Origin of the sequence: Streptomyces sp. NPDC059564 (assembly GCF_042735575.1) — a bacterium.
In the GTDB taxonomy this organism is placed as follows: Bacteria; Actinomycetota; Actinomycetes; order Streptomycetales; family Streptomycetaceae; genus Streptomyces.
Map to the genome: position 1 here is coordinate 1 of NZ_JBHWBP010000183.1, position 14,467 is coordinate 14,467.

Here is a 14,467-nt window from a genome sequence, read left to right on the forward strand (position 1 = left end):
GGTGTGGGCCTGCTATTTTTTTTAAAACCCCCCCCCCCCCCCCGCCCCCCCCCCCCCCGGGGGGGGGCGGCCGCCCCGGGGGGGGGGGGGGCCCCCCCCCCCCGGGCGGGGCCGCGCGCGCCCCCCCCCCCCCCCCCGCGGCAGGCGGCGCAGACCGAGGGGGAGGCGGCGGCCCGCGCCAAGGCCGGACTGAAGTGCGCGGTCGACCCCGTCGAGGTGGCCACGGGCCGGATGATCCTGCCGCAGACCGACCTGGTCCTGCCGGGGTCGCTGCCGCTCGTCTTCACCCGGACCTTCGAGTCCTCGTACCGCACGGGCCGCTGGTTCGGCCCGGCGTGGGCGTCCACCGTCGACCAGCGCCTGGAGACCGACGAGGAGGGCATCGTCCTCGTCCGCGAGGACGGCAGCCTGCTCGCCTACCCGCACCCCGAGCCGGGGGTCCCCGTACTGCCCGCCCACGGGCAGCCCTGGCCGCTCGTCCTCGACGCGGACGGCGGGTACACGGTCACCGATCCGGAGAGCGGGCAGGTCCGCCACTTCTCGGACGACGGCCTCCTCACCCAGCTCGACGGCCGGGGCGGTGCCTGGATCTCCTTCGAGTACGACTCATCGGGCGCCCCCGTCTCGCTGTCCCACAGCGGCGGCTACGAGCTGCGCCTCACCACGTCGGAGGGGCGGATCGCCGGCCTCTCCCTCGGCGACGGCACCGAGGTCCTGCGCTACGGCTACACGGACGGGCACCTCACCCACGTCACCAACTCCTGTGGGCGGCCACTGCGGTTCGGGTACGACGCGCTCGGGCGGATCACCTCCTGGACCGACACCAACGACCGCCGCTTCGACTACGTCTACGACGACCGGGACCGCTGCGTCGCCCAGTCCGGCACCAACGGCCACCTCGACGTCCGCTTCGCGTACGAGGACGGCGCCACCCTCCTCACCGACTCCCTCGGCCACACCACCCGCTTCGAGGTCGACGACCGAGCCCGCATCACGGCGGAGACCGACCCGACGGGCGCCACGACCCGCTCCACGCACGACGCCGTGGGCCGACTGCTCAGCCGTACCGACGCGCGCGGCCACACCACCCGTTTCGACTACGACGCCGACGGACGCCTGGTCTCCGTGCTCCGCCCGGACGGCGGGGAGGTCCGGGCGGCGTACGACGAGCTGGGGCTCCCGGTCGAGATCGCCCAGCCGGACGGCCGCGTCTTCCGCGCCACGTACGACGACCGCGGCAACCGCACCTCGGCCACCGCTCCGGCGGGCATCACGACCCGCTTCGGCTACGACGCCCGCGGGCACCTGGCATCGGTGACGGACGCCCTCGACGCGGTCACCACCGTGCGCTGCGACCCGGCCGGCCTGCTGCTGGAGACCGTCGACCCCCTGGGCGCGGTCACCCGCTACACCCGCGACGCCTTCGGCCGGCCGGTCGCCGTCACCGATCCCCTCGGGCACACCACCCGCCTCACCTGGAGCGTGGAAGGCCGCCTCCTCCGCCGGGAGGACCCCGACGGCAGCGCGGAGTCCTGGACGTACGACGGCGAGGGCAACTGCGTCACCCACACCGACGCGCTGGGCGGGGTGACGGTCTGCGCGTACGGGGACTTCGACCTCCTCGCCGCGCGCACCGGCCCGGACGGCGTCCGCCACACCTTCACCCACGACTCCGAGCTGCGCCTGACCGGCGTCACCAACCCGCAGGGCCTGACCTGGGCCTACGCCTACGACCCGGCCGGACGCCTCGCCTCCGAGACGGACTTCGACGCCCGGACGCTGACGTACGCGTACGACCCGGCGGGCCGCCTGGCCTCCCGTACGAACGCGGTCGGCGCGAGGACCACGTACGCGCACGACGCCCTCTCGCGCCTCCTGTGCAAGGAGACGTCGGACGGCACCACCTCCTACTCCTACGACGCCTTCGGCGAACTGGCGGCGGCCGTGTCCCCGGACGGCACGAGGCTCACCCGGGAGCGTGACCGCCACGGCCGTCTCCTCTCGGAGACGGTGGACGGCCGCACGACCACGTACGCGTACGACGCCCTGGGCCGCCGCACCGGCCGCACCACACCGGGCGGCGCCCGTTCCGAGTGGACGTACGACGCGGCCGGACGTCGCGCCGGGCTCACCGCCTCGGGCCGCACGATCACCTTCGAGCGCGACGCGGCGGGCCGCGAACTCACCCGGACCCTCGGCGCTGGCCTCTCGCTGACCCAGGAGTACGACCCGCTGGGCCGCCTCACCGGCCAGCACGTGGTCGGCCGGGACGGCCACACCCTCCAGCGCCGCGGCTACGCCTACCGCGCGGACGGCGCCCTAACGTCGGTCGACGACGCCCTGGCGGGCCCGGCCGCCTTCACCCTCGACTCGGCGGCCCGCGTCACGGCGGTGGACGCGGCGAACTGGTCGGAGCGCTACGCGTACGACGACGCGGGCAACCAGACCAGCGCGGCCTGGCCGACCCGCCACCCGGGGGCGGAGGCCCACGGCCCCCGCACGTACACGGGCACCCGGATCACCTCCGCCGGTGCGGTCCGCTACGAGTACGACGCCCTGGGCCGCACGGTCCTGCGCCAGAAGGCCCGCCTGTCCCGCAAGCCGGACACCTGGCGCTACACGTGGGACTCGGAAGACCGCATGAACGGGGTCACGACCCCCGACGGCACCCGGTGGCGCTACCGCTACGACGCCCTCGGCCGCCGCACGTCGAAGCAACGCCTCACGAGCACGGGCGAGGTGGCGGAGGCGGTCCTCTTCACCTGGGACGGCACCACCCTCTGCGAGGAATCCACCGGCCCGGTCACCCTCACCTGGACCCACGACGGCCTCCACCCCCTCACCCAGGCGGAACGCGTCCTCGGCACCACCGACGAACGCTTCTTCTCGATCGTCACGGACCTCATCGGCACCCCGAAGGAGCTCATATCCGAGTCGGGCGAGATCGCCTGGCGCGCCCGCTCCACCCTCTGGGGCACCACCACCTGGCCCCGCGACGCCCCCGCCTACACCCCACTCCGCTTCCCGGGCCAGTACTACGACCCCGAATCGGGCCTCCACCACAACTACTTCCGCACCTACGACCCGGAAACAGCCCGCTACCTCACCCCGGACCCCCTGGGCCTGACCCCCGCCCCGAACCCGACGACGTACGTCCACAACCCCCACACGTGGTCGGACCCCCTGGGCCTGACTCCTTGTCCCCCCAACGCCCACCTCGGGGAACTTCCTGTTCACACAGCCATGGACCGGTTCTATATTCGGGCCGGGGAACTTGTCGATAACCGGATCGCCAGCCATCCCTTGACGGATGCGCAGATGCACGGCGGTGAAGTGGTGGGACACGGAGGCGTCAGGAACCTGACGAATGAGGACCTGATCAAATTCGGCGGACCTCAAGGAGATGACCCCATCAGCGGATTCAGAGACTGGGCCAAAACAGATTCGATCCGATATCCTGGATCACAAATACACATCACAGGAGGGCACCACAGGACAGCAGAAATAGTACGAAGGATTTCGACCGGAGAATTCAACCCGGACACTCTCATAGAATTCGCGATAAGGAAATGACGACTTACCGAACAGAGCTACCAGGCACGAACTACCACCTGAGCTGCACGCTACTGCAAGGGAACGTTTGGGTCACACTGCAGGAAAAAGGATCCGGCATTCGAATCTCCACATGGAGTCGCCCGGCCTCAGCCACGCCATCCGGCGACTTCAAAGAACTGACGGAGCAACTGCGGGAGAAAATCAAGGAAATCGAACACAAAGCAGGCGAACAGCGCCGAATCGTCTCACAGGAACACCTATTCTTCGAAGGCTGGTCCTCCTGGGGGCCAGGCACTCCACGTCCCCTACTCGACACAGTCGAACAGAATGCGCCAGCGGGCGCCTTCTCCACATTGGAAGAAATTCTGGCCGACAGCACCTTCTGGATCACCGGGTAACACAAGGAATAAAGTCAAGACTGAGGAAGAAATGGCCGATAGAGCGCACTTTCCCTATACGGGACCCCGCGATCTCCTCGTACTCGTCCAGAACAGCAAGAAAGGCAGGCTGATCACCTCTTCAGCGAACCTCACCCCCGAAGATGCCGAGGAGCCCCATACGTTCATCATCGACACGGACGGGCGCATGCGAATTTCACCACGCCGCAGCGAACACGTGGTATGCGCTGGCGGGGAACCCGTTCTCAGCGCCGGCGAGGTTACATTCACACAAGACCTCCACGGCTGGACGGTTGACGAAGTCAGCAACCAGTCAACCGGATACTGTCCAGATATTTCATCTTGGGTCGCCGTCTCCCACGCCTTGGACCTGGCAGGAATCGGCCACCCTGGACAGTTCACCCAAGCCATAGTATTTCGATTTTGCCCAGAATGCAATCACCTGAATATTGTGCGCGAGCAATGGTTCGTTTGCGTTTTCTGCGATGGAATTCTCGAAAAAGGGTGACGGCTCCTGTTGAATGCGACTCCCGCTTCGAGGAAGAGCCTTGGTGGAATGGGCGGCGGGAAACTCGGACCTGTAGCACGAAGCGGTCACTCAGGGCTCGCTGAAGCAGTTCTGTCGGCGGCCGGGAACTTGGCACGCAGGCGCCTTTCGATGCTGCCCGCTCGTGACCACGTGACGAGTGGCCTCAAGGGCGTCGTGCGAAGTCCCAGACCCGGATCCCCAAGTGGGTTCCCACGGAGGCGGGGACCAGAGGCCCAGCGATCCACACCGTGCGCGACCGGATTCCGTCCCACGACCAGGCCGCCGACCACCCATGGGGCAGACCGCTGAGGAACAGGGAGTACAGGAAGGACAGCGCGACCGCCCACGCCAGGGCAGCGAGCAGATGGACGGTCCAGGCGGGAACGCCGATGCCGATCCGCCTCAGCCCAGCACGTGCCAGCAGGTGAGCAGGAAGCACACCGACGAGAACCAAGAACCCGGCGGCCACCAGCACGGCAAAGACTCCACCGCGAAGGCCGACCACCGCCCACAGACAGCCGAGCAGCACCGCACTGAGGCCGAACCCCATCCACCAGACCAGCCCGAGCCGTGGCCGCACCTCTATCCCCCGCCGCATGGCCACAGTCTCCCTCTGCACGCCCTCTTCGGAAACACCAATCGAGGTGAAGGCGACGCACGTTCCGGGGAATGGAAGACGGTGCATGACCGTCACCGGCGATGGTGGGGGCAGATCCCAGGCAGGAGTGGTGCCAGTTTCACGGCCCGTAGATCAGTTTCCACTGCTGATTGGGCACTCCCTGGTTGTCATTGGTCACAACCGGAGATTCATTGGCCCCACCCCATCCGCGGTCGGCTTCGAGGGCGCGGCCAAAGAGGTTGCGGATCGGGGCGGGATCGGCGCTGTGGGCGGCGTCCACGTACCAGAGCTGATCCACGTTGGTGAAGGACCTGTCGCAGTCGCTCAGCCACGTCGCCCAGCCGGCGGGCCCATTGGCATAGCCGCCCAGGCAGCGGCCGTCCCTGTGAGTGACCAGATGGTAGCGGCCATGGCCGTCGGCGATCAGGTCCCAGAGCTGGTACGGCTCGCTGGTGCAGTTCCACACCCGCATCCGGTCGTCGCCCGACGGCATGCCCATGCAACGGCCGATGCCCTGGTTCCGTACCTGGAAGGGGCCGACCACAGCCCGTAATGGGGGATCGGCGGCCCGGCCAACGGCGCCCGAGCTCGGCGCGACGGATGCCAGTGCCCCGAGCAGTCCGGCAAGAACCAGTGCCCGCCGCGTGCGCGATAGCGTCAAGATTCCTCCTGTTCCCGATGGTGTGACGGACTGCCACGATTCCCCAACGTGAATGTGAGAGACCAGGGTTGAGCAGCCAAAACCCCTCGAACGAGTACGTACCGCCCTGGCTCCAGCAGCCGTCACCGCGTGCGGACTCAAGGAATGCACTCGACCCAGAGCAGCTTGCCCGCGTGGGCCCCGTCCAGGCGGTACGAGCCGTAGCGGTCCGCGCAGAGTCGTACGAGGACCAGCCCGCGGCCCTCCTCCGCGTCCTCGGCCGGCTCCGGGCCGAAGGGGGACGGGATGTCCGGGCCGGTGTCCCAGACCCCGACCCGGAGGCGGCCCGCCGCCATCGCTCGCAGCCGGAGCGCGCAGGGGCCGCGGGTGTGGCGGTAGGAGTTCGACACCAGCTCGCTCGCCAGTAGTTCGGCGGTGTCGGCCAGACCGGCCATGTCGTGCCGTCGCAGGACGGCGCGCAGGGTGGTCCTGGCGATGCCCGCGGCGCGGGGATCGTGCGGGAGGTGGAGGGTGTAGGCCCAGGACGGAGTTACCGTAGCGCCCATGGAAGTCTCCGATCGAGGAGGAGAGTTGGACCCTGTGCATGGGGTGCCCGGTGGCCAGGTCGCTCCGTCGAGCGGGGTACTTCCAGGCGGTGGCCGGAGACCAAAAGTAGCGCGCGGATGTAATGCATTTCATGGACTCTCCGTTATCCATGACATGACCACTCGTGTGGGGGACCACGCCCCGGGGAGCCGGCCTTGAGCGCCGTCACCGCGCGCCAGCTCCGCTTCGGCGCGGAGCTGCGCAAACTGCGCGAGCGCGCCGGGCTCAACGCCACCGAGGCCGCCGGACGTCTGGGCATGCGGCAGAGCCAGATCAGCAACCTGGAGGGCGGCCGGATCGGCGCCAGCCCCGAACGCGTACGAGCCCTCGCCACGCTCTACGAGTGCGCCGACCAGCCTTATGTCGACGCGCTGGCGGCCATGACCGGTGAGCGCAGGGGCGTCGGGTGGTGGGAGGACTGCCGCGAACTGCTCCCGGCCGCATGGCTGGACCTCGCCGAACTGGAGCACCACGCACACACGTTGCGTGGAGCGATCACCGTGCACATCCCCGGACTCCTCCAGACGCCCGAGCACGCGCGCGAGGTCTTCCGTCAAGCCGTTCCGGCACTACCGCCCCCGGAGATCGAACACCGCGTCTCGTTCCGGGTGAAACGCCAGCACATCCTCTACACGGACACCGCGACCCCGTACCAGGCGATCGTCCACGAGGCGGCGCTGCGCATCGCCGTCGGCGGACCGGCGGTTGCCGGTGCCCAGCTGAAGCACCTGCTGGACATGAGCGAGCGCGACCACATCACCATCCGGAGCATCCCGTTCTCGGCGGGCGCCGTCCCGGGTTCGGGGCAGTCCATCTACTACGCCCATGGACCGGTGCCTCAGCTCGACACCGTCCACCTCGATCAGTCCCACGGGTTGAGGTTCCTGGACGCCGAATCCCAACTGGCCAAATACCGGACCCTCTTCGAGCGTCTCGAGACGGTCGCCCTCAGCCCCGCGCGGACACGTCAGATGATCCACGCCATCGCCCGGAACCTCTGAAAGGCGTCATCCATGTCACCCAACGACTGGCAGCGGTCGTCCTTCTGCGCCGAGGGCGACTCCTGCGTCTACGTGGCCCGGGGCCACGAAGACCGCGTCCTCGTAGCCGACACCCCCACCCCCGAGACGGTGATCACCGTCTCCGCCCCCGCCTGGGCGGTGTTCCTCAGCGGCGGGACGACGTGAACGCGCGGCGGTAGGTCGTCGGGGAGACGCCGAGGGTGGCCGTGAGGTGCTGGCGGAGGGAGACCGCCGTGCCGAAGCCGGCCTGGGCGGCCACCTGGTCGACCGGGAGGTCGGTGGTTTCCAGGAGGCGGCGGGCGTGATCGACCCGCCGCTGGGCCAGCCACTGGCCCGGCGGCATGCCGACCTCCTCACCGAAGCGGCGGCAGAAGGTGCGCACGCTCATCCGGGCGTGCTCCGCCAGCTCCGCCAACGGCAGCGGCCGGTCCAGCTGTTCCAGCGCCCAGGCGCGGGTGGCCGCCGTCGTGGCGGTGGCCGGCTCCGGCATCGGGCGTTCGATGTACTGGGCCTGCCCGCCCTCCCGCCACGGCGGAACCACGCACAGCCGCGCCACCCGGTTGGCGACCTCGCTGCCGTGGTCGCGCCGTAGCAGGTGCAGGCACAGGTCCACCCCGGCGGCGACCCCGGCCGCCGTGAACACCCGGCCGTCCTCCACGAACAGCACCTTCGGGTCGACCTCCACCTGCGGGAAGGCCCGCTGGAAGCGCTCGGCCTCGTTCCAGTGCGTGGTGGCGCGGCGGCCGTCGAGCAGACCCGCGGCCGCGAGGACGTACGAGGCCGAGCAGATCGAGACGATGCGGGTGGTGGGCGGCAGCGACGCCAGGGCCCGCGCCAGTCCCGCCGGCAGCCAGTCCCGGGTCGGGTCGGGGTCGCAGGTGAACGGCGGGATGACCAGGGTGTCCGCCGTACGCAGGGCCTCGGGGCCGTGGGACACGGCGAGGGAGTAGTCCGAACTGGTGCCCACCGGGCCGCCGTCGAGGCTGCAGGTGGTGATCTCGTAGAGCGGCTCCCCGGCCGGCCCGGCGGCCGTGCCGAAGATCTTCGCCGGAATGCTCAGCTCGAAGGGATAGACCCCTTCCAGGGCCAGGACGACGACGCGGTGCGGAGATTCATACACGGAAGAATGATGGCAGGATCTTTTCCGATGCTGGCATTCCTGCCACTCGTCCCCCTCCCCCGCATCCCCGAGTCTTGATCTCGGACGGGCCGCCGCACCGAGGCCCACTGAGCAGGGGGAACGAACGAAATGACCATGCGTGCGATCGGCCAGGACGGTTTCGGCGGGCCCGAGGTACTGAAGGTCGTCGAGGTGGAGCGGCCCGAGCCCGGGGTGGCCGAGGTGCTGGTACGGGTCCACGCCGCCGGGGTGAATCCGACCGACTCCTGGCACCGCGCCTCCGGCGGGCTCGGCGCGGAGGTCGTCCGGCTGGGCTGGGACGTCTCCGGGGTCGTCGAGGCCGTCGGCATCGGGGTCACCACCCTCGCCCCCGGCGACGAGGTGTTCGGCATGCCGCGCCACCCGCTCCCGGCGGGCACGTACGCGGAGTACGTGACCTCGCCCGCCCGGCACCTGGTCCGCAAGCCCGCCGGGCTGAGCCACGTACAGGCGGCCGCCCTGCCGCTGGCCGCCATGACCGCCTGGCAGGCGCTGGTGGACACCGCGGACGTGCGTCCCGGGCAGCGGGTGCTGGTCCACGCGGCGGCGGGCGGCGTCGGCCACCTCGCGGTGCAGATCGCCAAGGCCCGCGGCGCGCACGTCATCGGCACCGCCCGGGCCGCCAAGCACGCCTTCCTGCGCGGGCTGGGCGCGGACGAGGTGGTCGACTACACCGCCGTCGGCTTCGAAACGGCGGTCGAGCCGGTGGACGTGGTCGTCGACGCCGTCGGCGGGGAGTACGGGCCGCGTTCCCTGCGGGTGCTGCGCCCCGGCGGGATCCTGGTCTCCCTCGCGTCCCCGGCCGAGGCCCGACTGGCGGAGGTGGCGCGGCCGTTGGGGCTGCGCGCCGCGTTCATGGCCGTGGAGGCCGACCAGGCGGGCCTGCGGGAGGTGGCCGCCCTCGCGGAGGCGGGACTGCTGCGGCCGGCGATCGACACGGTGTTCCCGCTGGAGCTGGCGGGCAAGGCGCACGAACTCAGCGAGACCCGAGGCGCGACCGGCAAGATCGTCCTCACCGTCACCGTCTGACCCGGTCACCATCTGACCCGGTCACCGCCTGACCCGGTCACCGCCTGACCCCGGACGCCGACCGACCCGGACGCCGACCGACCGGACGCCGACCGTCACCAACCGGCCCGAACCCCAAGGAGATCCGCATGACCACCTTCGTCCTCGTACCCGGCGCGTGGCACGGCGCATGGACCTTCGAGCCGCTCGCCCGGCAGTTGCGCGCCCACGGGCACCAGGCCTTCCCGCTGACCCTGACCGGGGTGGGCGACCGCAGGCACCTGATCAGCTCCTCGGTCAACCTCGACACCCACATCGAGGACGTGGTGAACCTCCTCGCGGACCAGCAGGTCACCGACGCCGTGCTGGTCGGGCACAGTTACGGCGGCATGGTGATCACCGGGGCCGCCGACCGCGCCGCCGGGCGGGTGGCGGGCCTGGTGTACGTCGACGCGATGGTCCCCGAGGACGGGGACTCCTGCTGGTCCCTGGTCACCGAGCAGGAGCGCGGCTGGTACCTGAGCGGCGTGGGCGCGACCGGCTACGCGAGCGCCCCGCTGCCGTTCTTCGACCCGCGAGCCACCCCGCACCCGCTGGCCTCCCTCCTCCAGGCGGTGCGCCTGGAGGGCGGGCTCGACCGCTTCCGCAGCCGGGACTACGTCTACGCAACCGGGTGGGACGGGCGGTCCCCCTTCACCGGGCTCCACGAGCGGCTCTCCGCCGACCCCTCCTGGCGTACGCACGCCCTCGCATCGGGACACAACGTGATGCGCGACGCCCCCGACGAGCTCCTGAAGGTGCTGCTGGGCGCCGCCACCCCCCAGAGCTAGCCCTCCCGGCCGCTCAGCCGCGCAGGCCCGCCGCCAGCTCCAGTTCGTCGGCCCACGCGGACGCCTCGCGCGGGCCGATGTGCGGGGCGGCCAGCGAGCGGACGCGGAAGGGGTTGTCCGGGGTCGTGGCGTCCGCCTCGCGGATCATCAGGTCCTGGAGCGGCAGCGGGATCGTACGGTCCTCGGTGAAGCGCAGGAACGTGCGCGGCACCCGGCCCCAGGTCTCCGGCCGGCCACGGGAGTCGCCGGCTCCGATCGCGGCGGATTCGTCCGGCTCCAGGGTGTGCAGGACGGCCCGCACCTCGGCGTCGGAACGGTCGGCGCCCAGCGCCTCCTTGACCTCCGCGAAGAAGGCGGGGTCGCCGGAGAGCCAGTTGATCCGGTTGACGCCCAGGTCCGGCGGGGTGGCGACGGCGGGCATCCGCAGGAGCGCGCTGGTGGCCGCCTCCGGGGTCGCCATCAGCTCCAGCACGCTGCGGTGCCGCGTCGGGCAGTACGCCGACGCGTACACGAGGTGGGATATCAGCTCGGGAACCTGGTGGGCGACGACGTTGAGCGTGGCGCCGCCCATGCTCTGCCCGACGAGGACGACCGGGCCGTTGCGGCGAACGGCGCGCACGACGTCCACGACGTGCGCGGCGCAGTCCTCGAGGGTGACGCGGGAGAGCGGCGACGGCTCGGTTCGCAGCCGGTCGAGGTCCTGGGGGGTCTGGTAGGAGCGGGGGAAGTGGGCGCCGAGCCCGTGGCCGGGAAGGTCTACCGCGACGGCCCGGTGGCCGCGCAGCCCCAGCGCGGCCGAGACGGGCGCCCACCCGTAGGAGTTGCTCCCGGCGCCGTGCACGAGAACGAAGGTGGGCGCGCCGTCCTCGACGTCACGCACGGACGTCTTGTCGGCCTTGTCGGTCTTATCGCTTATATCAGTCATGCGCCCGACTCTAGGAGCGGGACACACTCATGATCCATTCCTTTCCGCCGTTCGCGCCGTGGGTCAACTCACGTTTACCGCCGAGCCGTTGTGGCGCCGGACGTCAGGGTGCGTTGGCGGTGACCGCCTTCAGGAAGGGTTCCAGGACGGCGCGCCAGGCCGCCGGCTGGTCGTAGTGGAGGTAGTGCCCCGCGTCCGGGATTTCGGCGTACTGGCCCTCCGGGAGGACGCGGACCATCTCCTGGGCCTCCGCGCGGCCCAGTTCGCCGTCGAGGCCGCGGACGACCAGGGTGGGGCAGCGGACCTGGGCCAGCTCCTCCCAGTGGGCGTCGTGCACCCAGGTCTCGCGGGCCGTCAGCATCTGGTGGCGGGAGAAGAGCGGGCGCCAGCCGTCCGGCGCCCGGTGCATGACCTCGGCGAAGAAGGCACCGCGGCCGGGGTCGGGGCGCTCCACCCGGGGGTCGTCTTCGCCGAACCAGCGGCGGGCGGCGTCCTGGGTGGGGAAGGGCAGCGGCCAGCGGCGGAACCAGTCCTCCCACTCCTGCTGCGAGGCCTCGCCGAGCGCGGACGCCCGCATGTCGCAGATGACCACCGCCGAGACGAGCTCGGGGCGGCGGGCCGCGAGCTGCCAGGCCGTGAGCGCTCCCATGGAGTGGCCGATCAGCACCGCCGGGGCGAGCCCGAGCTGCTCGATGGCGGCCTCGGCGTCGGCCACGAAGGCCTCGCGGCCCAGGGAGGAGGTCCGGCTGCCGGGGCCGGGGTGCGGCAGCTCGCTCTGGCCGTGCCCGCGCTGGTCCAGGGCCACGACCCGGCGGTCCTCGCCGAGCCAGCGCGCGGTGCCGGCCCAGTGCAGGGCGCGGCCCATCAGGCCATGGAGTAACAGGACGGGCGGATGCCGCGGTTCCGCGGGTGGTTCCCGGAACTCCCAGGCGGCAAGGCGGACGCCGTCGGCCCCCGTCACATCGATGCGCTGTACCACCGCAGATGCACCCCCTTCGCTCCCCGCCAGACTATCGAACCCGCATTCGAAAACGGGCGTCTCGCCGCCAACACCGCTCTTTCGAGTGACCTTGCTCAAGGATTGGCCGCCGCTGCCGATGGAGATCCTTTCAACAGGGAGGCGGGCCGCTCGGGGAAGACGGTCCGAAGGGGATGACCTTGAGAGCTCGGGGCTCCAGGTCAGCCAGGGGAGGACGGGTCCCGGCGCCGCGAGGCGCCGGGACCCACCACCACTCTCCTACGGCTCTCCTACGACGTCAGCGCTTGGCGACGAACACGTGCGAAGCGATCTCGGCGTCCAGCTCGGCGGCCTCGCCGCCACTGCCGACCAGCACCCCGCCCGGGGACTCCGTCACGCTGACCACCGAGCCGGGCTGCACGCCCGCCCGCCGCAGCGTGTACATCAGCTGGGCGTCGGTCTGGATCGGCTCCCCGATCCGGCGGACGACCACCGTCTTGCCCTCACTGCCCGGGTCCAGCTCCGAGAGGCTGACCATGCCGTCCTCCAGGAACGGGTCCGCCTCGGCCTTCTCCCCCAGCTCCTCCAGCCCCGGGATCGGGTTCCCGTACGGGGACTCGGTCGGGTGCCGCAGCAGTTCGAGCACGCGCCGCTCGACCGCCTCGCTCATCACGTGCTCCCAGCGGCAGGCCTCGGCGTGCACCTGCTCCCACTCCAGGCCGATGACGTCGACGAGCAGGCACTCCGCGAGGCGGTGCTTGCGCATCACGCGGGTCGCGAGCTTGCGGCCCTCGTCGGTCAGCTCCAGGTGCCGGTCGCTGGCGACGGCCACCAGGCCGTCGCGCTCCATGCGCGCCACCGTCTGGCTGACCGTCGGACCGCTCTGGTCCAGCCGCTCGGCGATCCGGGCGCGCATGGGGACCACGCCTTCCTCTTCCAGCTCGAGGATGGTGCGGAGATACATCTCCGTGGTATCGATCAGTCCGGACATTCGTGCCCCTCGGATTGCGTGCGCTGGCCCTGCCCCCAATTCTGACGCATCGGGCCGACAACCGTCCCGCGCCGAGCGTCAAGGCATGTACGGGACATGTGCGGGGGATCTTCGCGGAACCGCGCGGGGCGCCGCCCGTGCACGTGAGGGGCCTTTGGGACCGGGATTGACGTTCGTATTGACACGCCCTTGGTCCAGACCGCACGGTGAGCGGCGGACATCGACGACGCACCCACCCGCACCCCACCCTGGAAGGGCCTTCGGCGTATGAGCGAGAGCAAGCTGGCCGGGCAGTTCTTCGATGCGGCCATCGGCCTGCTGGAGCGGGTGCGGGACGAGGAGGGCGCGCGGATGGCCGAGGCGGGGGCCGTGATCGCGGAGGCCGTCGCGACCGGGAACCGGCTGTTCGCGTTCGGTGCGGGGCACTCGTCGCTGCCCGCGCAGGACGTGGTGTACCGGGCGGGCGGGCTCGCGCTGATGAACTTCCTCGCCGTCCCCGGCACCGCCGGCATCGACGTCATGCCCGCCACCCTGGGCAGCGCGCTGGAGCGGGTCGACGGGCTCGCCGGGGCGGTCCTGGACAGCAGCCCGGCCTCCGACGGGGACGTCCTCGTGATCATCTCCCTCTCCGGGCGCAACGCGCTGCCGGTGGAGATGGCCATGAACGCCCGCGCGATCGGCCTCAAGGTGATCGGCGTGACCTCGGTGGCGTACGCGACGGAGACCAAGTCCCGGCACGTGTCCGGCACCTACCTCAAGGACCACTGCGACATCGTCCTCGACAGCAAGATCGCCGTGGGCGACGCCGAGCTGACGGCCGACGGCATCGAGGCCCCCTTCGCCCCCGCCTCCACGGTGGTGACCAGCGCGATCATGCAGGCGGTGATGGCGGCGGCGGCCGGCGAACTCGCGGCGCGCGGCCTGGAGCCGCCGCTGCTGCGCTCGGGCAACGTGGACGGCGGGCACGAGTGGAACGGCCGCGTGATGCAGGAGTACGGGGACCGGATCTTCTTCCGGCACTGACCTCGGCCGGGGCGGGCGGGCCTCACGGGGCTGCCGGGGCTCACGGGGCGGCCAGGGCGACCGGGTCTCACGGGGCGCACGGGGCTGCCGCGGCGGCCGGCCCTCACGGGCCCGGGGCCGCCGGCGCCGCCGGGGCTTCGGTGGCCGGGGTCGGCGGCGCCTCCCTACGATGGTGGAGTCGCTGCTCGGGGCCTCGGGGACCGG

14 protein-coding genes and 1 pseudogene are annotated in these 14,467 nt (G+C 71.0%); 8 read left to right on the top strand and 7 right to left on the bottom strand.

The genetic code is table 11. The features are described 5' to 3' along the window. Positions 1 to 102: 102 nt before the first annotated feature. The 3 genes and pseudogenes from ACFV0Q_RS26085 to ACFV0Q_RS26095 form a co-directional block, all read left to right on the top strand. A pseudogene (locus tag ACFV0Q_RS26085) lies at positions 103 to 3,573 on the top strand (DUF6531 domain-containing protein); the annotation flags it as partial. Further along, positions 3,570 to 3,953 (top strand): hypothetical protein, encoded by a 384-nt coding sequence (locus ACFV0Q_RS26090; protein WP_385008787.1) that lies wholly within the window; start codon positions 3,570 to 3,572, stop codon positions 3,951 to 3,953. The pseudogene ACFV0Q_RS26085 and the gene ACFV0Q_RS26090, both read left to right, overlap by 4 nt. 31 nt (positions 3,954 to 3,984) lie before the next feature. Then, complete coding sequence (locus ACFV0Q_RS26095) at positions 3,985 to 4,461, top strand: hypothetical protein (RefSeq protein ID WP_385008788.1); 477 nt, start codon at positions 3,985 to 3,987, stop codon at positions 4,459 to 4,461. 184 nt (positions 4,462 to 4,645) lie between these two features. On the opposite strand, the gene ACFV0Q_RS26100 is transcribed toward ACFV0Q_RS26095, so the two are convergent. The 3 genes from ACFV0Q_RS26100 to ACFV0Q_RS26110 form a co-directional block, all read right to left on the bottom strand. Next, the gene (locus ACFV0Q_RS26100) at positions 4,646 to 5,176 is read right to left on the bottom strand and encodes a hypothetical protein (RefSeq protein WP_385008789.1); all 531 of its coding nucleotides are present in this window, start codon (positions 5,174 to 5,176) and stop codon (positions 4,646 to 4,648) included. A 43-nt stretch (positions 5,177 to 5,219) separates the two neighbouring features. Next, positions 5,220 to 5,762 carry an RICIN domain-containing protein gene (locus ACFV0Q_RS26105; protein ID WP_385008790.1) on the bottom strand — a complete coding sequence of 181 codons (543 nt, stop codon included), beginning with the start codon at positions 5,760 to 5,762 and terminating at the stop codon, positions 5,220 to 5,222. A gap of 137 nt (positions 5,763 to 5,899) precedes the next feature. After that, a complete protein-coding gene (locus ACFV0Q_RS26110; RefSeq protein WP_385008791.1) occupies positions 5,900 to 6,307 on the bottom strand; it encodes an ATP-binding protein in 408 nt (135 codons plus the stop codon). 195 nt (positions 6,308 to 6,502) lie between these two features. On the opposite strand from ACFV0Q_RS26110, the gene ACFV0Q_RS26115 reads away from it, so the two are divergent. After that, positions 6,503 to 7,348: a Scr1 family TA system antitoxin-like transcriptional regulator gene (locus ACFV0Q_RS26115; RefSeq protein WP_385008792.1), complete on the top strand. Its 846-nt coding sequence runs from the start codon at positions 6,503 to 6,505 to the stop codon at positions 7,346 to 7,348. Between the two features lie 12 nt (positions 7,349 to 7,360). Further along, positions 7,361 to 7,534: a DUF397 domain-containing protein gene (locus ACFV0Q_RS26120; RefSeq protein ID WP_385008793.1), complete on the top strand. Its 174-nt coding sequence runs from the start codon at positions 7,361 to 7,363 to the stop codon at positions 7,532 to 7,534. On the opposite strand, the gene ACFV0Q_RS26125 is transcribed toward ACFV0Q_RS26120, so the two are convergent. Beyond that, positions 7,515 to 8,489: a GlxA family transcriptional regulator gene (locus tag ACFV0Q_RS26125; protein WP_385008794.1), complete on the bottom strand. Its 975-nt coding sequence runs from the start codon at positions 8,487 to 8,489 to the stop codon at positions 7,515 to 7,517. The genes ACFV0Q_RS26120 and ACFV0Q_RS26125 overlap by 20 nt on opposite strands. Positions 8,490 to 8,624: 135 nt before the next feature. On the opposite strand from ACFV0Q_RS26125, the gene ACFV0Q_RS26130 reads away from it, so the two are divergent. Both ACFV0Q_RS26130 and ACFV0Q_RS26135 read left to right on the top strand, forming a co-directional pair. Next, positions 8,625 to 9,557 carry an NADP-dependent oxidoreductase gene (locus ACFV0Q_RS26130; protein ID WP_385008800.1) on the top strand — a complete coding sequence of 311 codons (933 nt, stop codon included), beginning with the start codon at positions 8,625 to 8,627 and terminating at the stop codon, positions 9,555 to 9,557. A 128-nt stretch (positions 9,558 to 9,685) separates the two neighbouring features. After that, entirely contained in the window at positions 9,686 to 10,366 is a 681-nt protein-coding gene (locus tag ACFV0Q_RS26135) for an alpha/beta fold hydrolase (RefSeq protein WP_385008795.1), read from the top strand. A gap of 13 nt (positions 10,367 to 10,379) precedes the next feature. On the opposite strand, the gene ACFV0Q_RS26140 is transcribed toward ACFV0Q_RS26135, so the two are convergent. The 3 genes from ACFV0Q_RS26140 to ACFV0Q_RS26150 all read right to left on the bottom strand — a co-directional run bounded on the left by ACFV0Q_RS26140 (position 10,380) and on the right by ACFV0Q_RS26150 (position 13,240). Beyond that, on the bottom strand, positions 10,380 to 11,291 hold the full coding sequence (locus ACFV0Q_RS26140) for an alpha/beta fold hydrolase (protein WP_385008796.1): 912 nt from the start codon (positions 11,289 to 11,291) through the stop codon (positions 10,380 to 10,382). Positions 11,292 to 11,394: 103 nt separating this feature from the next. Continuing rightward, a complete protein-coding gene (locus ACFV0Q_RS26145) occupies positions 11,395 to 12,270 on the bottom strand; it encodes an alpha/beta fold hydrolase (RefSeq protein WP_385008797.1) in 876 nt (291 codons plus the stop codon). Positions 12,271 to 12,547: 277 nt separating this feature from the next. Continuing rightward, positions 12,548 to 13,240: a metal-dependent transcriptional regulator gene (locus ACFV0Q_RS26150; RefSeq protein ID WP_385008798.1), complete on the bottom strand. Its 693-nt coding sequence runs from the start codon at positions 13,238 to 13,240 to the stop codon at positions 12,548 to 12,550. 267 nt (positions 13,241 to 13,507) lie between these two features. Here ACFV0Q_RS26150 and ACFV0Q_RS26155 point away from each other — a divergent pair, with 267 nt between their 5' ends. Next, positions 13,508 to 14,263 (top strand): SIS domain-containing protein, encoded by a 756-nt coding sequence (locus ACFV0Q_RS26155; RefSeq protein ID WP_385008799.1) that lies wholly within the window; start codon positions 13,508 to 13,510, stop codon positions 14,261 to 14,263. Positions 14,264 to 14,467 lie beyond the last annotated feature (204 nt).